At 35.7% G+C, this 19,327-nt stretch carries 16 protein-coding genes and 1 tRNA gene; 6 read left to right on the top strand and 11 right to left on the bottom strand.

All coding sequences use genetic code 11. The features are described 5' to 3' along the window. Positions 1-4: 4 nt before the first annotated feature. The 3 genes from SB679_RS11825 to SB679_RS11815 form a co-directional block, all read right to left on the bottom strand. Positions 5-77 (bottom strand) — tRNA-Phe (locus SB679_RS11825). Between the two features lie 107 nt (positions 78-184). After that, a complete protein-coding gene (locus SB679_RS11820) occupies positions 185-2,026 on the bottom strand; it encodes a lysophospholipid acyltransferase family protein (RefSeq protein ID WP_034710180.1) in 1,842 nt (613 codons plus the stop codon). A 23-nt stretch (positions 2,027-2,049) separates the two neighbouring features. Then, positions 2,050-3,288, bottom strand: a complete 1,239-nt coding sequence (locus SB679_RS11815; protein WP_410702502.1) for an aspartate kinase — start codon at positions 3,286-3,288, stop codon at positions 2,050-2,052. A gap of 322 nt (positions 3,289-3,610) precedes the next feature. On the opposite strand from SB679_RS11815, the gene fbp reads away from it, so the two are divergent. Next, positions 3,611-4,627, top strand: a complete 1,017-nt coding sequence (gene fbp / locus SB679_RS11810; protein ID WP_410702501.1) for a class 1 fructose-bisphosphatase — start codon at positions 3,611-3,613, stop codon at positions 4,625-4,627. Continuing rightward, entirely contained in the window at positions 4,628-5,632 is a 1,005-nt protein-coding gene (locus tag SB679_RS11805) for an o-succinylbenzoate synthase (protein ID WP_410702500.1), read from the top strand. It abuts the gene before it with no gap. A 14-nt stretch (positions 5,633-5,646) separates the two neighbouring features. On the opposite strand, the gene SB679_RS11800 is transcribed toward SB679_RS11805, so the two are convergent. Further along, on the bottom strand, positions 5,647-5,814 hold the full coding sequence (locus tag SB679_RS11800) for a bacteriocin-like protein (RefSeq protein WP_410702499.1): 168 nt from the start codon (positions 5,812-5,814) through the stop codon (positions 5,647-5,649). A gap of 428 nt (positions 5,815-6,242) precedes the next feature. Continuing rightward, the gene (locus SB679_RS11795; RefSeq protein ID WP_410702498.1) at positions 6,243-7,370 is read right to left on the bottom strand and encodes an alpha/beta hydrolase; all 1,128 of its coding nucleotides are present in this window, start codon (positions 7,368-7,370) and stop codon (positions 6,243-6,245) included. 174 nt (positions 7,371-7,544) lie between these two features. Between SB679_RS11795 and SB679_RS11790 the strand changes: the two genes are divergently transcribed. Both SB679_RS11790 and SB679_RS11785 read left to right on the top strand, forming a co-directional pair. Beyond that, positions 7,545-9,218: a glutamine--tRNA ligase/YqeY domain fusion protein gene (locus SB679_RS11790; RefSeq protein ID WP_410702497.1), complete on the top strand. Its 1,674-nt coding sequence runs from the start codon at positions 7,545-7,547 to the stop codon at positions 9,216-9,218. A gap of 132 nt (positions 9,219-9,350) precedes the next feature. After that, positions 9,351-10,544, top strand: coding sequence for an MFS transporter (locus tag SB679_RS11785; protein ID WP_410702506.1), 1,194 nt, complete (start codon positions 9,351-9,353; stop codon positions 10,542-10,544). A gap of 77 nt (positions 10,545-10,621) precedes the next feature. Here the strand turns inward: SB679_RS11785 and SB679_RS11780 are convergent, their stop codons facing one another. The 4 genes from SB679_RS11780 to SB679_RS11765 form a co-directional block, all read right to left on the bottom strand. Next, positions 10,622-12,562 (bottom strand): oleate hydratase, encoded by a 1,941-nt coding sequence (locus SB679_RS11780; RefSeq protein ID WP_410702496.1) that lies wholly within the window; start codon positions 12,560-12,562, stop codon positions 10,622-10,624. An 89-nt stretch (positions 12,563-12,651) separates the two neighbouring features. Next, complete coding sequence (locus tag SB679_RS11775; RefSeq protein ID WP_410702495.1) at positions 12,652-13,530, bottom strand: AraC family transcriptional regulator; 879 nt, start codon at positions 13,528-13,530, stop codon at positions 12,652-12,654. Between the two features lie 220 nt (positions 13,531-13,750). Then, a complete protein-coding gene (gene bla / locus SB679_RS11770) occupies positions 13,751-14,509 on the bottom strand; it encodes a subclass B1 metallo-beta-lactamase (RefSeq protein ID WP_410702494.1) in 759 nt (252 codons plus the stop codon). 153 nt (positions 14,510-14,662) lie between these two features. After that, positions 14,663-15,625: a YpdA family putative bacillithiol disulfide reductase gene (locus SB679_RS11765; RefSeq protein WP_410702505.1), complete on the bottom strand. Its 963-nt coding sequence runs from the start codon at positions 15,623-15,625 to the stop codon at positions 14,663-14,665. A 57-nt stretch (positions 15,626-15,682) separates the two neighbouring features. On the opposite strand from SB679_RS11765, the gene SB679_RS11760 reads away from it, so the two are divergent. Further along, positions 15,683-16,096: an EVE domain-containing protein gene (locus SB679_RS11760; protein ID WP_410702493.1), complete on the top strand. Its 414-nt coding sequence runs from the start codon at positions 15,683-15,685 to the stop codon at positions 16,094-16,096. 288 nt (positions 16,097-16,384) lie between these two features. On the opposite strand, the gene SB679_RS11755 is transcribed toward SB679_RS11760, so the two are convergent. Next, on the bottom strand, positions 16,385-17,608 hold the full coding sequence (locus SB679_RS11755; protein WP_410702491.1) for a hypothetical protein: 1,224 nt from the start codon (positions 17,606-17,608) through the stop codon (positions 16,385-16,387). A 231-nt stretch (positions 17,609-17,839) separates the two neighbouring features. Here SB679_RS11755 and SB679_RS11750 point away from each other — a divergent pair, with 231 nt between their 5' ends. After that, entirely contained in the window at positions 17,840-18,007 is a 168-nt protein-coding gene (locus tag SB679_RS11750; protein WP_410702490.1) for a hypothetical protein, read from the top strand. On the opposite strand, the gene SB679_RS11745 is transcribed toward SB679_RS11750, so the two are convergent. Next, positions 18,004-19,308 carry a glycosyl transferase family 1 gene (locus SB679_RS11745; RefSeq protein ID WP_410702488.1) on the bottom strand — a complete coding sequence of 435 codons (1,305 nt, stop codon included), beginning with the start codon at positions 19,306-19,308 and terminating at the stop codon, positions 18,004-18,006. The two genes, SB679_RS11750 and SB679_RS11745, sit on opposite strands and share 4 nt — an antisense overlap. Positions 19,309-19,327 lie beyond the last annotated feature (19 nt).

Genomic DNA, 19,327 nt, shown 5'->3' with positions numbered 1-19,327 from the left:
TTTGTGGTTTCTCCAGGAATCGAACCAGGGACACATGGATTTTCAATCCATTGCTCTACCAACTGAGCTAAGAAACCATTATATTTTTGTTTATTACTTCGTTGTTTTAAAGTGATGCAAAAGTAGTAAGTTTTCGTATATGAAGCAAGTATTAACTTAACTTTTTTTAAACAAATATAAAAACTTACTGATTTTCAGCCGGATTATTTTCCTGCTCCTTTCGGATTTGCTCGCTCATCTCTTCCAATACAGGCTTTATCGTACTTTCAGGAAGATCACTGATCCGTATATACATCAATCCGTCAATCGCATCATTAAAGTTGGGATCCACATTGAATGCAATCACTTTTGCATTCTGTTTAATATATTTTTTAATTAAAACAGGTAATCTCAGTTCCGGTTCAAGATCATCGATGATCTTATCCAGCTTATTAAGGTCGGATTCCATCTCTTCAAAAAAGATGTTTTTATCACGGTCCCGAAGTTTTACCTTATACTCATTTCTTGGGGTGATGTATTGAGCTACGGCAGAGTCATAGTAATTCGAACGCATGAATTCAATCATTAAAGATTTTGAGAACTCCGAAAACTTGTTGGAAATACTCACGCCGCCCATCAAAAACTTATGGTCTGGATTTCTTAAGCATACATGCACAATTCCCCGCCATAGAAGGAATAAAGGAAGTGGCTTCTGCTGATATTCCTGGCATATATAAGCCCGGCCCATCTCAATTACCTTTTTAAAGAACGGATGGATATCCTGTTCAAATTCAAATAAAGAACTCGTATAAAAACCTTTGATACCGTACTTTTTCATGACCTCCTTCCCTAAAGCCATTCTGTAGGCTCCTACCAGCATTTCTGCAGTACTGTCCCAAAGAAAAAGATGATGATAGTGCTTATCATATTCATCAAGGTCGAAAGGAAGATTGCTTCCTTCTCCCACAGCACGGAATGTAAGTTCTCTCTGACGTCCGATTTCCCTCATTACAGAAGGAATTTCCTCATAGGTGGTGAAATAAATTTCGTAGTTACCGTTGCTGAACAGCATTTTATCGGTGCCTTTCAGCTTGCTGATATCATTGATAATATCTTCTTTCGGAGTTTCATCGATGATATTCTGAACAATATTTTCTTCTCTAAGCAAAGGAAATTTAACCGATAGATTTTGGAGATTGATGGCCTGGGCAAGAGATTTTCTCTTTTCGTAGTAGGATTTCATCATGTAAACCTTACGCTTCAGAAATTCTCCCAGTTCTTCAATATTCTCCATCTCTTCCATGGCCTTTACATTGATTGGTCTTCCGATTCTGATCCGGATAGGCTTCTCTCTGTCGTTCATCATTTCTGCCGGAAGCATTAGGGTTTGTAAACTTGGGTGAAGTTTTGAAACTTGGTAAAATAAACGGCTGTTTTTGGCATGGAAATACATAGGGACCACCGGTACTTTCGCCATTTTAATAAGCTTAAGCGCTGGTTTTTCCCATTCTCTGTCTAATATTTCTCCGTACGGATTGTTTTTGTTGGAAACTTCTCCAGCCGGGAAAATACCGATACAGCCTCCGTTTTGTAAATGCTTTAATGTTTCACGCATTCCCGAAGAGCTGCTGTATGCTTCTTTTCTGTTTTCAAAAGGGTTTACAGAAATAACGTACGGTTCCATAGGCTTTATTTTTTCCAAAAGGAAATTGCCCATTACTTTGAAATCCGGACGTACTTCTAATAAGACTTTGGACATCAATATCCCGTCAATCGCTCCAAGAGGATGATTGGAAACCAAAATAAAAGGTCCGGTTTTAGGGATTTTAGCCAAATCTTCTTCAAAAGCAATATAGCTTAGGTTTCTCTCTCTCACAAATGAGTCGAAAAAATCTTTACCTTCCTTGTCCTTCAGTTTATCGTATAGTCTATTAACTTCATTTATTTTAGCAATGCTCATCACAGCAGATGCTACTGGGTTCTTTAGGAATCCTATTTTATTCAAGCCGGAAGCTTTGATTAAGTCATTTTTCGAAATTAAACTCATGTGTGTTTAGTCGCAATTATATATTATTGTGTTACCATTTGAAGTGTATTTTTTGAAATCTGCTCCAATAATACGTTCTTTTCATGGTAAAATTTATCAATGTTATCTTTCTTCGCATTTCTTACGGTAAATAAAGATACATTTTTGGATACTTCAGTCTTAAAAACTTTCTGAAGTTCTTCATTAAGCTCTTCAATGGTATTGAATTTATCTTCCAGACATAAAGCTAATGAAATTGCAGAATTCTGCATCAAAGAAACTTTGATTTTATATTTTGACAAATATCCGAAAATTAAACTCATATGATCCTCTGCAATGAAGGAAAAATCCCGTGTTGAGATTTTTAACAGCGTTTGATTTTCTTTTAAGATATAAGTTTCCTCCTGTTGGTTCTTTTCTGAAGCTCCAACCTTGGTTCCTTCTTTTGTAGGATCTACGAAAGATTTTACATAAAAAGGAATGTTTTTCTGTTTTAACGGCTGTAATGTTTTAGGATGAATGATACTGGCTCCGTAGTATGCCATTTCGATAGCCTCCTCATAAGAAATATTCGAAAGCAGGGTAACATCCTTAAACTTTCTCGGATCTCCAGTCATAACTCCCGGTACGTCTTTCCAGATGGTCATCGCTTCTGCATTCAGGCAGTAGCCGAAAATAGCCGCTGAATAGTCGGATCCTTCTCTTCCTAAAGTTACCGTGAAATTATTATCATCAGAACCGATGAATCCTTGAGTTACATAACAGATCTCAGGATTTAAAGTAGACATGAATTCTTCGGTTTTTTTCCAGTCTACTACACCTTCCTGATAAGAATTATCCGTTTTGATATAGTCTCTGGCATCCAGCCATTGGTTGGTAAACTGAATTTCATTCAGGTATTCGCTGAGAATTTTAGTGGAAATCATTTCTCCACAGCTTACGACCTGGTCATACACAAAGCTGTAATTGGGAGATTTATTTCTTCTTAAAAAAGAAACGATATCATCGAAAAAAAGATTGATTTCAGCAAAAACCGCATGGTTTTCCGGAAATAATCCTTGTGAAATTTCGATATGTTTTCGTTTTATGTTTTCAATTTCAGTTTGATAGTGATCCTTCTTGAAATAAAGGTCTACGACTTTTTCCAGTTCATTCGTCGTCTTGCCCATTGCTGAAATAACCAGCAAGCATTTAGCGAATCCCTGGCTTTCCAATACCATAGATACATTTTTCACACTCTCGGCATCTTTCACAGATGCTCCACCAAACTTGAAAACTTTCATTAATTTGTTATAAATAAAATTGTTAGATAAAATTTATATGAGTTTTTTACGGACGTCAAAATTATAAATTTACAACGAGATATGAAATAGCTGGACGATATCAGGGAATTAAGATTTCATTAAAATATGAAATAAATGAAGATTCTTGAAATTATCTTGTCCCGGAGACTTAATTTGGGCATTTATTTAAGGATTAATTTTTTGAAATCAAGGGAATTATGAGTGTATCGTGTTGGTATACAGTTAGTAAGGTCTTTTGTAAGAAATTCTTTTTCTTTGTGATAAATTTTACGAAATTTGAGCAAATCGTAAAAAGAAAAATATGTCAGATCAGCCATTACAGACTTTAGGAGAATTTCTTATTGATAAACAGGACGACTTCCAATATTCTACAGGTGAGTTTTCACGTCTTCTGAGCGCAATAAGATTAGCTTCAAAAGTGGTAAACAGGGAAGTAAATAAGGCAGGAATTGCAGATATCATTGGAAAAGCAGGAAATGAAAATATTCAGGGAGAGGAGCAGCAAAAGCTTGATGTGATCGCCAATGAGATTTTTATTACAGCGTTGTCCCAAAGAGAAGTGGTTTGTGGTATTGCTTCTGAAGAAAATGATGATTTTATTGACATTAAATGTGGCGAAAATGGTCATTTAAGTAAATATGTTGTATTAATTGATCCTTTGGATGGTTCTTCAAATATTGACGTCAATGTTTCTGTTGGAACAATTTTCTCAATTTACAGAAGAGTTACCGAACCTGGAACACCAGTTCAATTAGAAGATTTCTTGCAAAAAGGGGTAAATCAGATTGCAGCAGGATATGTTATTTACGGTTCATCAACAATGATTGTGTATACCACAGGGAATGGAGTGAACGGATTTACTTTAGATCCATCATTAGGAACTTATTATCTTTCTCATCCAAATATGCAGTTCCCGAAAACAGGTAAGATCTATTCCATTAACGAAGGAAACTATATTAAATTCCCTCAGGGAGTGAAAAATTACCTTAAATACTGCCAGATGGAAGAAGGAGACCGTCCTTACACGTCAAGATATATCGGTTCTCTGGTTGCAGATTTCCACAGGAATATGCTGAAAGGAGGGATTTATATTTATCCGTCATATTCTCAGTCGCCTAACGGAAAATTAAGACTTTTATACGAGTGTAACCCAATGGCATTTTTAGCAGAACAGGCCGGAGGAAAGGCAACAGACGGATTCAGAAGAATTCTGGAAGTGGAACCTACAGAACTTCATCAAAGAATTCCTTTCTTCTGCGGTAGTGTAGAGATGGTAGAAAAAGCAGAAGAATTTATGCGGATAGACAGCGTAAAGTAAATGAAAGCAGAATATTACAAATACATATTAGAATTCAAGCGCCCGAGTGGAACATCTCGTGGCGTTTTGCATGAAAAGGAAACCTTTGTTCTCGAAATTTCTCACGAAGGGAAAAAGGGAACGGGCGAGTGTGCCATTTTCAGAGGATTAAGTTTTGACGACAGACCGGACTATGAAGAAAAGCTGCAGTGGCTTTGCCGGAATATCAATCAGAATACTGAATGGTTAAAAGAAGAATTAAAAGAATTTCCATCCATTTGGATAGGCTATGAACAGGCCATTTTAAATCTGAAACATGGAGATAATCTCTATTTTCCAAGTGAATTTACTCAGGGAACTTCGTCAATCAGGATCAACGGTTTGATCTGGATGGGAAATATTCAGTATAGGGAAGAACAAATCCAGGATAAATTGGATAAGGGATTTCATTGTATTAAACTTAAAATAGGAGTCGACTGGAAATCCGAACATGAAATTCTTCAAAAATTAAGAGAAAAATTTTCCAAAGAAAAATTAGAACTGCGTGTAGATGCGAATGGTGGATTCAGTACAGAAGAAGCAAAAGTTGTATTACAGCAGTTGGCAGATCTTGATATCCATTCGATAGAGCAGCCTATCAAAGCCGGAAACTGGGAAGATATGGCTGTATTGTGTGCTGAAACACCTACTCCAATTGCTTTAGATGAAGAATTGATAGGGATTATAGACCATGTGGAAAAGGAAAAACTCCTGAAGGCGATTAAACCGCAGTACATTATTTTAAAACCTTCTTTAGTAGGCGGTTTTGCAGGCTCTGATGAATGGATTGCCCTTGCAGAAAAACAAAAAATAGGGTGGTGGATCACTTCTGCATTAGAAAGTAATTTGGGCTTGAATGCTATTGCGCAATATACATTCACTAAAAAAAATCCGATGCCGCAGGGATTGGGCACCGGATCATTATTTGTTAATAATTTTGAATCCGATTTGCAACTGAAAAATGAGTTGTTATGGTTCAAAATATAATTAAAGAAAATTGACTAGCATAATGGAGGAGGTGAATCTGGACAGGTAGTATTACCGCAGTAGTCGGGAGCCCATGATCTGCAACACATAGCAGATGGATTCCAGTTATTGCATCCAAGAGGAGGTCTTCCTCCTTTAATTGTCTTTAATTTCTCTCTTTTGATTTTTTCTAGATTTTTCATAATAAATATTTATTGATTGGTATCGTAAATATCAATTTCTTTTTTTTATTACGCAATAGTTTAACTTAAATTAACTTGATGTTAATAAAGTGTACTTTTCTTACTTAAAAAAATCTGTATATCGTAAAACTGAAAATTCCTAATAACTGAAGGGTTATTAGGTATCGTTGTCGGAAAGGTATTTTGAAATAGTAGTTTTAGAGTCGGATAATCTTAGTCTTTATGGGTTAGTAATCATGTATTAAATTACATCTTTTACGAAAATCGCTTTCTTAATATATTTCAATATATAAGAAAAATTTTTTTTAACTTTTTCCATGATAATTGAATGTCTTTGCTTAGTGAATTTTACAATCTTTATGCCATTCTATATTTTTATAGGAGTTTTTAACACATGAAATGAATCATGGCGTTTTTTTTATTGATATTTAAGAAATAATTGTGAAAATATTTTCAGTTTCTTTTCTTCTTCCCGTGATAAGATTACGGTCTATCCCGTTTAGATTTTGGAAAATGTCATCCTGAACCTGCGAGCTGGACAAGTATCCCCAATGATTTCCAATTTCGAATTTTAAAGTCTTTTTTAAATCATTTTCAATAAAAGTACAGTCGATCACAGAAACAATGTCTTTTAAGGCTTCAATGTCTCCGGGGCCGTTTTTACCCAATCTTGGGGTCAGAATATTTTTGGTGAATTGTGAAATTCCGAGGATCGTATCTTTCCTGTTTAAATAAATGGAGATTCTGTTGGCCAGTAACGGAAGCTTATTAAATGAATCTTCGGAATCATCAAAAACTTTATAGGTAACATCGGCATTCAACAGAAGGACTTGATCGATCACCCGCAATATATTTTCCCTTTTCAAACTGTACAGCATGCTTTGGAGCACTCTGTTTCCCATAGAATGTGCCATTAAATGGATTCTTTGATTACACGGAGCCAAATCACGGTTCGAAAATATATCTTTTAAAAATTGGGTGTAGAAATAAAAAAGCCTCATCAGGGAAGTTCCGGAATTAATGCTTGAAGCTTTGTCATCAAAATAGGTGAGGGGAACAAGGCTACTGGAAGCAGGCCAGCTTACAAATAAAATGTGCTCTATGGGGGATTCCGGTTGATCTATAAACAATTTCTTGAGATCAATAATAGCTTTTAATTCATCATCAAAATCATAAGCATACCCATGAATAAACAGTAACACATCACTTCTCTTTTTTGTGGAAGACATGTTTTTATACAATTCATAAAACATTCGTTGGGTTCCACCGAGGTTGTCGGCTGTAAGATTCGATTTTTTAAGGCCTTTTTCACCTAACAAAACTTCCAGAACTTCTTCATATCCCTGTTTTTCGGGTTCGGAAAAAAGCGTGTAATTAAGAATATTTCTGTTGGTATAATCTTTTTTTTTCCTGGTTGTAGCGGGCTCTTTGTACCCTTCGAAATCACATTTTGCAATTCTGAAATTGGGAATAGAATACTCATCATTAGAAAATGAATCTTCTTTTTCACCCTTATGGCGGACAATCTTTCTGTTACTTAAAATAAAGACAGACATGGGAGTTAGTTTTTGTGAAATTAAGTATTTTTATTGGTATTTGAAAGAAAATAATTAATAATTAACGCTATATGTTTTGAATATTACATTTTCATAAACCCTCAGAATTTCTTAAATTTGCAGATTCTTGTACAATAGATGATTGTATTGTATAAGTTTATTAAAGCTAATGTAATGGAAGAAGAAAAAAAATCACTCAATTTTATTGAGCAAATCATAGAAGATGATTTGGCAAACGGTTTGAAGAGAGATCAGATCCGTTTCCGTTTTCCCCCTGAACCCAATGGTTACCTGCATGTAGGGCATACAAAAGCCATCTGCATTAATTTTGGGCTGGGTGAAAAATACAATGCTCCTGTAAACCTGCGTTTTGACGACACCAATCCTGAGAAAGAAGAACAGGAATTTGTAGATTCTATTAAAAAGGACGTTGAATGGCTGGGTTTCAAATGGGATAAAGAATTGTATGCATCAGACTACTTCCAGCAGCTTTATGATTGGGCTGTACAATTGATTAAAGAAGGAAAAGCATATGTAGATGAGCAGCCGTCTCAGGTGATTACCGAGCAGAGAAAAAATCCTACCGAACCGGGAGTGGAATCTCCGTTCCGTAACCGTCCTATCGAAGAATCTTTAGATTTATTTGAAAAGATGAAAAACGGTGAGTTTGAAGAAGGTACTATGTCTCTTCGTGCGAAAATCGATATGGTTTCACCCAACATGAACATGCGTGATCCTGTGATGTACAGAATTTTAAAAAGACCTCACCACAGAACCGGGACAGATTGGAAAATTTATCCGATGTATGACTGGGCTCATGGAGAGTCTGACTATTTAGAACAAGTTTCACATTCATTGTGTTCTTTAGAATTTGAAAACCACAGGCCATTATACAATTGGTATCTGGATCAGGTATATGACGAATCTAAAGTAGCACCGAAGCAAAGAGAATTTGCAAGGATGAATGTTTCTTATATGATTACTTCCAAAAGGAAGCTGCAAAGGCTTGTTGCTGAAAATGCAGTAACCGGATGGGATGATCCGAGGATGCCTACGATTTCCGGAATGAGGAGGAAAGGATTTACGCCGACTTCCATCAGGAATTTTATTGAAAAAGTAGGAGTTGCCAAAAGAGAGAATCTTATTGAGATTCAATTGCTTGATTTCTGCGTGCGTGAAGACCTTAATAAGGTGGCTAAACGTGTGATGGCAGTAGTAGACCCTGTAAAACTGGTCATTGAAAACTATCCTGAAGGAAATGAAGAATGGCTGGAGACTGAAAATAATCCTGAACAGGAAAATGCAGGAACAAGAGAAGTTCCTTTCTCCAGAGAATTATATATTGAGCGTGAAGATTTTAAAGAAGAAGCGAACAATAAATTCTTTAGGTTAAAGATCGGAGGTGAAGTCCGTTTGAAATCTGCCTATATCATTAAAGCGGAAAGAGTAGAGAAAGATGAAAATGGGGAAATTACTACCATTTTTGCTACTTACGATGAGAAAAGTAAGTCTGGAAGCGGAACAGAAGAAAGTCTGAGAAAAGTAAAAGGTACATTACACTGGGTGTCTGCAAAACATGCAATTCCTGTGGATGTCAGAATTTACGAGAATTTATTTACGGTAGAGCAGCCTGATGCTGAGAAAGATGTGGACTTCTTAAGTTTCATTAATCCTGAATCTGTAAAAACTATTCAAGGATTTGCTGAGCCTAATTTAAAAGAAGTTGCTGTGGGAGAACCTCTTCAGTTCCAAAGAATTGGATATTTTACGAAAGATCAGGATTCCACGGATACCAATTTGGTGTTTAACCGTACTGTGACATTAAAAGACTCCTATAAGCCGGAGTAAAATCTATTTATATTCATATAAAAGAACAGGGCTTATTTTGTAAGCCCTGTTTTTTTTATTAAAAAAGTTAAAGTTGTGAAATTAATAAGTATATATACAAGTTCATTTAAAGGGCTTTCCAAGGAAAGCTGGATGCTGGCATTAGTAATGCTCATCAACCGATCGGGTTCGATGGTACTTCCGTTTTTGGGAGTTTATATGATCAGCCAGCTGCATTTCAGTATAGAAAATTCGGGAATTGTTTTAAGCTTTTTCGGGATCGGTTCTGTACTCGGGTCATGGTTAGGAGGCATGATTACGGATAAAATAGGAGAATACCATGTACAATACCTGAGTTTGCTGCTCAGTGTCCCTTTATTCTGCATGATACCGCTCTTCAGAACGGAAGTAGGGCTGGCTGGTATTATTCTGGCGCAGAGTATTGTAAGTGAGACTTTCCGTCCTGCCAACTCGGTTGCCATTACTAAATATGCAAAACCTGAAAATATCACCAGAGCATTTTCATTAAACCGTATGGCGGTGAATTTAGGTTTTTCTATTGGTCCTGCGCTGGGTGGAATCCTGTCTGCTATTTCATATGAGTTTTTGTTTTACAGTAATGCTTTAGGGGCTCTGCTGGCAGGTTTGATGTATATCTGGTTCTTCAGAAAGCGCAATAAATTAGCGGTACGAAAAGCGAAGAAAGTAAAAGAGGCAATTGTAGTGAAAAAAGAAAATTCACCTTACAAAGATGGTAAATTCATGATTTACTGTGTGTGTTGTATGCTGTTTTCAATCTGTTTTTTCCAGTTATTCAGTACCCTGACGATGTTTTACAAAGATATTGCTCATATAAGCCAGCAGAATATCGGATATATTTTAGGATACAGCGGATTCCTGATTGTTCTGCTTGAAATGTCATTTGTACAGATTGCAGAAAAGTATTTCAAGCTTGGATTCGCCCTGTTTCTGGGAACTTTTCTTTGCGGGATTTCTTATGCAATGCTGGCATTTGATTACAGCATGATTACACTTATGGTATCAATGACCATCCTCTGTATCGGGGAGATCTGGACGCTGCCTTTTATGGCAACCATTACCGCATTGCGTTCAGGTAAAAATAACAAAGGAGCCTATATGGGACTTAACGGGATATCTTTTTCCATCGCATTTGTAATCACCCCTTATATAGGAACTTTGATTGCAGAAAAGTACGGTTTTAATACTTTATGGATAGGCACCGGAGCTCTGGCATTACTTATTGCCATTGCATTTTACTTTATCATTCCCTGGATGCTGAAAGATAAAGCTGCTGATGCGGAAAACGAAGCCAATATTATCAGCTAATATGGATGCTTATCTATAATCAATAAAAAAACAGGACCCGTTGCAGGTCCTGTTTTTTGTTTAAACATGAATATAAGTTAGCTTTTTACTCCCTTAATCCAGTCCTGGAACTTATTGATCTGTTCCATAAAGAAAGATTCATGTTCCTCTTTTTCTTCAGGACGGTCTACCAGAATATGTTCATAATAACTTCCTTTCAGAATTTTTCTTAAAATGCCCTCTCCAAGGAATGGCTGATAGTCATTCAACGCCTGAGTTGCTTTCAGTAAATGGCGGATGTCATATTGAAGCGGATTAATATCCGGTACCTGTTTGTTGAGGTTAAGAAGAGTATACACTGCAATCCTTCCCGTTCTCACAGAACTTTCCATGGTAAATACCACATCATTATTGGTTTCCACAAACTGTCCGACTAATCCTAAATTGGTACAGCCTTCAGGAACGACTCTTGGACGGTCTCCCTTCGCTCTCGGCATAAACATAGAAGTGATATACGGCATAAATGCAGTACGTACAATCGTATTTTCTACCACATTATCAAGCTGATCAATAAGACCAAGATGATGGCAAAGTTCAGCTAAAATTTCGTCTCCGGTACATTCCGGCATTGTTTTTTTGATGTAATTTCCTTCTTTATCCATCAGCAGGGCATATACCCAAACCACTAAAATATCATCAGGCTGTGTAGGGTAGTGCGGCTGCCTGTTACAGGTAAAACTCATGACCCAGTTAGAGTCTGTTACCGTAATAATTCCTCCGGTAGCGGTTTTTCCGGAATAAGGATCGTTAACGCATAATTCTTTTAATTTCTCTGTAAAGGCAGAAGGACGGCACGTTAACGTAGCAGATTCCCATGAAGATTTTTCAATATTGCTGCAGAATTTTTCAGGATGCCCGAATACTTCAGATTTGGCAGCCAGGTTTTTCCATAATTTCCAGCCTGCACTTTGTCCGCTTGTGGAGTTATCAATCTCAATAATAGGAACCGTTTTGTTATCTCCATAAAAGGTATTTTCCGTCATAGATCCTGTTGTTACGATCACGTAATCTTCTTTACCTACAGGAATTTTTACTTCTTTTCCGTCCTGTTCTGTAATGATGCCTTCTACTGTTTTTCCTTCTGTATTGATGTGGATATCCAGATCTTTTACCAATGTATTCAGCTGGATCTGTACTCCTTTTTCAATAAGGAAATTCTTCAGTGGAGTAACAAAAGTATCATACTGATTGTATTTAGGGAACACCAAACAAGAGAAGTCTTTCATTCCGTCTATTGCATGCAGGAACTTATGCATATACAGTTTTAATTCCAGTAAACTGTGCCAGTTTTCGAAAGCAAACATAGAACGCCAGAAAAACCAGAAATTACTGTTAAGAAATGATTCATTGAAATAATCTTCAATCGTAAGATCGTCAAGATCCTCTTTTTTCTTCAATAAAAGTTTTACAATCGCCAGCTGGTCTTTTTTCTCCAACCCGAATTTAGTGAAATCCTTTATCTCTCCCTGATTATGAATCAGTCTTGCTTTAGAATAATTGGGGTCATTATCATTAATCAATCGGTACTCGTCCAAAACACTGTAAGGAGCAGGAAGTTCCAGTGCAGGAATATCCTGGAACAGATCCCAAAGGTTTTCATACGTCATGTCCATTTCACGGCCTCCACGGATGATGTAGCCATCTTCTGGATTTCCGGCGCCATCCAAAGATCCGCCTTCTACATTTAATTGATCCAGAAAGATGATGTTTTTACCGGGCACATGACCATCCCGGATAAAATAATATGCTGCGGACATCCCCGCAATACCACTTCCAACAATATAAATTGTACTGTTTTCATAGGATTTTGTAGGAATTCCCTTATTACGCTGGTAGTTTCCGATTTGGTCTGAAAAAGGCATTGTTTTTTCAGGAGTGTTAATCTGAACTTCTTTACTTGAATCCGGTTCGTGATTTACTTTTCCGAACTCAGTAGAAGCGTTTAAAACTTTTTCGAATTTTGAATTGATTATACTCATTTTGTATTGTTTTAATTAACAATATAAAGGTACCTCTATTCAGCAGTGATCTTATGTCCCTAATGTCAGAATTATTATCCCCAAATTCTTTAGGACACAATATTTTCTTTATTCCGGTATTCAGAAGGAGAGCATGAAGTATGTTTTTTAAAGAAGCGGCCGAACGCAGATGCCGAATTAAACTGTAATTCAAAAGCAATTTCAGATATCGTAATGGTTGAATTTCCAAGCATGATATAAGCTTCTTTCAGTAATATTTCATCAATCACCTGATGAGGTGTTTTTCCGCTGGCTTTTTTCACGACTTCTATCAGATATTTACTGGAAACAAAGAGTTCATCAGCATACAGCTGCACCGTCCTGTACTGCCGGATATTTTCCTGTACGAGCCTATTAAATCTAAGGTAAAGATCTTTTTTTGCGTCCTCTTGGTCAGGATCGATATGTTGTTCCCGGTTAATGATTTCCGCAACTTCCAAAAGCAGATTAAAAATAATGGTGCGGATGATTTCGTCTATGAATTTACCGTTCTGCTTTGATTTTTTTTCAAGATATTCAAGCAGGGTAATCAGTTGCGAAGCATTTTTATTACTCGTGTCTGCAATGCTGTAAGATCCTTTGCAGAAAATATTCAATTTTTCAATGATGAAAGGATTTGATATGTTTTTAAGCAGGAAATTTTTATCAAAAAATAGTAATTTCATCTTAAAATCCTTACTGGTTTCCACAAAACGGACAATTGTGGAAGGAGCTGCGATAAGAAAAGTGTTGATCCCGATATGGTATTTTTCATTATCTATTTCAATAGTTATTTTTCCTGCAGTACAAACACATAACGCATAATAATCCATTCTGAAAGGAGCGTCTGGGAAATTAAAAATGGGGTTTCCGGATGAAATATAGTAGGATTGACGGCAATCAATGCTGTAAAATGATAGTGTATCATGTAAATTTTCGTAGGTTACCATTTTAAGAATTGATTTGATTTTTATCGAATTGATCTGGAATATAAACTTATAGTATAGCTGTTACTGCAATTTACGAATTTATTAAAGCTTTTTAGGGTGATGTTATTGAAATGTTTCATGTGTTGAGGTGTTTTAAATAAAAATAAATCCGTCTCACAAACAATGAAACGGATTTATTTAGATCGATAAGATGGTTTTAATTACATCTTTATAAGTATGTTTACCTGGTTTTAAACAAATTAATCGTGTAATCAAGCAGTTTGCTGTTTCCATAATCTCCATGCCCCGGAATAATGACTTTCACGTTGGGATATTGCTTTTTAATTTTTTCTACCGTGCCGGACCAGGCTGTGACATTCGCATCTCCTAAATATCCTTTGGTCGCATTTATTTCTTTGATCAGGCAGCCTCCGAACATGATATTTTCGCTGGGGAAATACCCTATAACATTATCTTTGGTATGTCCTTCCCCGAAAAATTTTGCAACAACATCTTTATTACCAAGTTTTAGAACCAGAGCATCATTAAAACTGTTTTTGGGAACGGTAACATGATGTTCTTTAGCCTGTTCAACTGTCTTGAAATAGGCATAAGAGGGAATATGATGGTCATCAAACGCTTTAAGGCCTCCCAGGCAATCATCATGAAAATGAGTTGGAATAATAGCCTTTATCTTACAGTTAAGAGTTTCGTTGATCCATTGGATCAGCTCTTCAGAACTTTTATCCTTAGTCGTCGTATCAAAAATAATTGTTTCATTATTGTTTCTTACAATCAAACCATTGCAGGAAACGTTACCAAAATCCTGAGTTTTAAGATAAGAAGTATGTTCATATGAATTTTCAGAAATTTGAGTTATGGTTAAATCATTCGATTGGTACACAACTTTAGGTTGAAAAGATTCTTTTTTTTGAGAATTACAATTCAATACAATTAAAGAGCATACAATGATGAATAAAGTTTTTATAATCAATTTCATTTTTCGACTGTTTTTCAATTCGACTAAATTATTGAAAAATTACCGAATAGGAAAACACACGCAGTTGAAGTTGTGAGAAATTTTAATGATATAATTCTTCTCTGTTTTCAGGTATATCTGAAATGAAATTTTATCTGATAAAAAAGAAAATTATTAATGCAAAAGAATGTTTTTAACGATCAATTCGGCGTGCATCCTTGAGTTTTCGATAAACCAGAGATGGGTATCCTTACCCCCGCAAACTACTCCTGCCAGGTATAGATTTTTAACATTGGTTTCCATGGTTTCTGAATCGTAAACTGGGTTCAGGCAGTCTCCCTGAAGATCAATTCCTGAATTTCTTAGAAAATCAAAATCAGGAAGGTATCCGGTCATAGCCAATACAAAATCATTTTCAATTTCATGGATCTGATGATGTTCATCCCTAAAAACAGCAGTATGTTCTTTGATTTCTATAAGCTCTGAATTAAAATAAGCCGTAATGCTTCCTTCTGCAATTCTATTTTCAATGTCTGGCTTCACCCAATATTTTACATTCTTTGAAATCTCAGAATGCCGGATGATCATCGTTACCTGAGCTCCCTTCCGGTACGTTTCTAGTGCTGCATCTACCGCTGAATTGCTGGAACCCACCACCACTATTTTTTGTCTGGTGTAAGGATAAGGTTCCGTATAATAATGTTTTACTTTCGGAAGATCTTCTCCGGGAATATTCATCGTATTGGGAATGTCATAAAATCCCGTCGAAATAATTACATTCCTGGCCTGATAAGTTGATTTTGTCGTTTCAATTTCAAAGAGATCATTGTTTTTTGAAATTTTCAGGACTTTTTCATACAGATGAATGTTGAGATCTTTCTGCCTTGCAATTCCCTGATAATATTCCAGTGCATCCTGTCTTCCTGGCTTGGGAGCAGTCGATATAAAAGGGGTGTCATCAATTTCCAGTTTCTCAGCCGTAGAAAAAAACCGCATGTACAAAGGGTAATTGTATAATGAATTGACGATGGTTCCTTTTTCTACAATTACATAGGTAAGATTGTTTTTTTTAGCTTCAAGAGCGCAGTTGAGGCCGATGGGGCCGGCTCCGACAATTAGAATATCTAACACTTCCATGATGCTAAGATATTGAAAAACTTGCTTATATTTCATTGAAATTATGAATATCAGGAAATGAAATATTATATTGCTGTCGCCTCCAAAGATCATGTTGAAAAAGGAGTAGAAGGTGGATTTATGCAGGCGAATCATGGGAAAGCAGCTTCCTTAAAAAGACTGAGAACCGGAGATTGGGTTATTTTTTACTCACCCAAACGCTATTTTGAGAAAGATGAAAAATGCCAGTGTTTTATGGCAATAGGGGAGATTATAGATGAAGAAATATACCAAGGGGTCATGATGTCTTCGGATTTCCAGCCGTTTCGTAGGAATGTACATTTTCGTGAATGTACAGAAACATCGATTATTCCTCTTATTGAGCAATTGGATTTCATTGCTGATAAAAAGAAATGGGGCTTTTCTTTCCGGTTTGGTTTTTTAGAAATTCCTGAAAAAGATTTTCAATTCATTAAGAGTAAAATGCTGTAAGTTTTTTATCCCGAACTAAACTGAGTTCGGGATAAAACTTTCTTTTTTAACAATGCCAGGAAGCCTAGAACTGAAAAGCGAAGTAATGGAGTGCAAAAATATAACTTTAGGACAATGTTAATTTTGTATAATAATTTCATTAAATTTTACCATAACTGCTATAATTATTGACAATCAATAACTTATAACCTCCAGCTTTCAAGCGAATAATATTAATTTTCTTAATCCACTCAGGTTAGTTAATAATAATGGTTTAAGATTCACTCAGATTCTTGAAGAAAAATAATACTATGGAAGACAAATTAGCACATCTGAAGGCGCTTCGTAGTAATTACTATCTGTATAATGAATATTAGCTGTATTTCCAGTTATTAAAACTGCAGGTTTATCACCACCTGGTGTAAAGGAACCGCCATTCAAAAAACCATTTCCTATAAAATTCAGATAATTTTTTTGTGAAGTGTTTGAACGAACAAAAATTGAAGTATAAATAGAGTTATTCAATCTATTAAATGTATTACCAATGAAATTAGCAGCTCCGCCGCCTTCTAATGTATAATAAATATCTACTCCATTAGAAGTCGATTCAAAATAATTATTTATTAAATTCAAACCAACCTTTCCGTTATCAGCTCTAAATAAAGCTTCCAAAGCATTTCCTTCATTACCCTCAAATCCACATCCATCAAATTTAACATTATGTATGTTATATAATTCTACACCTTTAATAGAATTTGAATTAAAATGACAATTAATAAATGTCAGCAAATTCGGAGGTGTAACATTGTTCTGATTGCCATAAAAACCGATATCACCCCAATGCGTTTTTATATTTTCAAAAAGAGAAGAACAAGTATCTATTATCTGCATTCCTATATTAAATTTAAATGTTTCAATATCTTTTATTGTAACTTCCATAACATTACTCACGTATATACCAACGCTACCAGAAGATAGAGTTACATTGGGTCTTGTAATTGTAAATCCAGAAATTTTTAAATAACCAGATCCTACAGCGTTATTTGAAATAAACCGTAATCCTCCTGTATTGCCAATAGAACGTATAAATGTTAAGTTAACTCCCGAACCAATTAATTGAAATTTATTAATATTATTGTTATTAGTTGTCATAACACACTCTATAGTTTTTGATATAACAATTTCTCCAATAGGTAGCTTCAATTTCCATCCGTTCTTGCCACAAAAATCAAATGCTTTTTGTAATGCGTCAGAATCATCTGTAACTCCATCAGCATATACTCCAAAAATGCCAGCATTCAATTCGGAACCTGATAAAATGAGGGTATTAACATAATAATCAGACTCCTTTTTTCTATAAATTATACCATCAATTAAATTTGCTTCGTTCGAGATATGTATTAGAGTACCATCTAACCAAGTAGTAACTTTTTTGTAATTGACATTTTCTTTTGTAAGATTATCAACTAATTGCACCAAATCATCATTTTGATAAGGACTGTTCTGTGCGAAAAAATCTTCTGTGTAAATCATAATATTTTAATTTTGTTATACAAATGTATATTGTGAATGCGACAGAATTTGACGTGTTTTATTTTTAATTTAAAAATTGATGCAAACATCCTAGTTACCGAACTTAATAAATACAGTGGTTTATACCTAAGAGATATAAATAATGGATACTTTCGGTAAAATCAATAGGGTTCTGAAGACTTTGCATCAGGCCAATATTTAGTCAATACCTTTCAGGGAAAAGGCAATTCATTGAATAATCTAAAAGAGATTTATCCTAAAAAAGACTTCACCGAAAATTATATAAAAGGCACGGAAAAGAATGGCGAAATGGATTGGAAAACGATCCGGTTTGTGTTTGATGAGTTTCAGGGGAAATATTACCTGATCGCCGTTATTAATGATCAATGGACTATTTAACGTAAAATCTCAGCCAGTTTTTTAGTCAGATTTTTTCTTGAGAACTGTTCAATATTCTGAGCGTTTTCAAGAAGAAGTCCTTTTTTCCACAATCCGAACATTTCCATGATAAAATTCCTTACTGATTCAGAATCTGTATAGCTAAAATGCTTTCCTGCACCCGTTTCATCCAGAATTCTGGAAACATCTGCTTCAGCAGGACCAAAGGAAATAATCTGTTTTCCTGTGGCAAGATATTCAAATATTTTCCCTGGAATAATCCCTTTTGAAGATTCGTTAGGGAAATTGGTAATGAGGAGAATATCTGATTGCTGCATCTCCTCAATGGCTTCGTCATGAGAAAGATACCCCAGATTCAGGATGTGATTTTTTATGGCTGAATTTTCTATAGATTGCAAGATTTTATCATCAATTCTACCTGCGAATTTCAGGGTGAAATGTTCGGCAAAATCAACATCAGCTTGTACCAGATCATCCAGTATTTTCCAAAGATTTTCAGGATTTCGGAGCTGTTCCAGAACACCGATATAACTTAAAGTGAACTTTCCGGATTGATCTGTTGTTCCATCAGTCATATGGAGTGGAGCAGAAGCATCTGTTTCGTCAAAACCGTTCGTTATACAAAAAGCATTGGCCCCATGGCTTCGGAAATTTTCAGCGTCAGTATAGCTGGTAGCCAGGGTGATATCTGCATTGTTGAAGACTGCATTTTCCAACAGCCTGTGTTTACGGTCCGAACTTTTAGTGAGCTTTAAATGTTTATAATATGATATTTCTGTCCAGGGATCGCGAAAGTCGGCAATCCATTTTAGGTGAGGAAGTTTCTTTTTAAGGTTTAAACCTATTAAGTGCATTGAATGCGGCGGACCGGAAGTCACAACCGTGTCAATCTTATGTTCTTTTAAATATTGTTCCAGAAATTTTACGGAAGGTTTTACCCAGAACACTCTGGCATCTGGAATGAAAAAATTACCCCTAACCCAAATCGAAAGCTTCGATTTCCAGCTTTGATTGCTGCCTACATCAAACTGTCCGGCTTTAAATTTTTTATTACTTTTATTAAGCTTTTCTGCTAGCTGATAGGGTTCCCAGATGTTGGTTTTAACAATTTCCAGATCGTCAGGAATGTCCTTTAATAAACTTTCATCTAACAATGGATAACTTGGATTTTCAGGGGTGTAAATAACCGGTTTCCATCCGAAATCAGGAAGATATTTGGCAAACTTCAACCATCTTTGAACACCAGGACCTCCCGCAGGAGGCCAGTAATAGGTGATAATCAGTATTTTCTTTTGTTCCATTGATAAGAAATTAAGAACC

Origin of the sequence: Chryseobacterium sp. SIMBA_029 (genome assembly GCF_046535275.1) — a bacterium.
In the GTDB taxonomy this organism is placed as follows: Bacteria; Bacteroidota; Bacteroidia; order Flavobacteriales; family Weeksellaceae; genus Chryseobacterium.
Note: the sequence above shows the minus strand (reverse complement) of the source record. Positions and strands in the feature narration are given on the sequence as shown.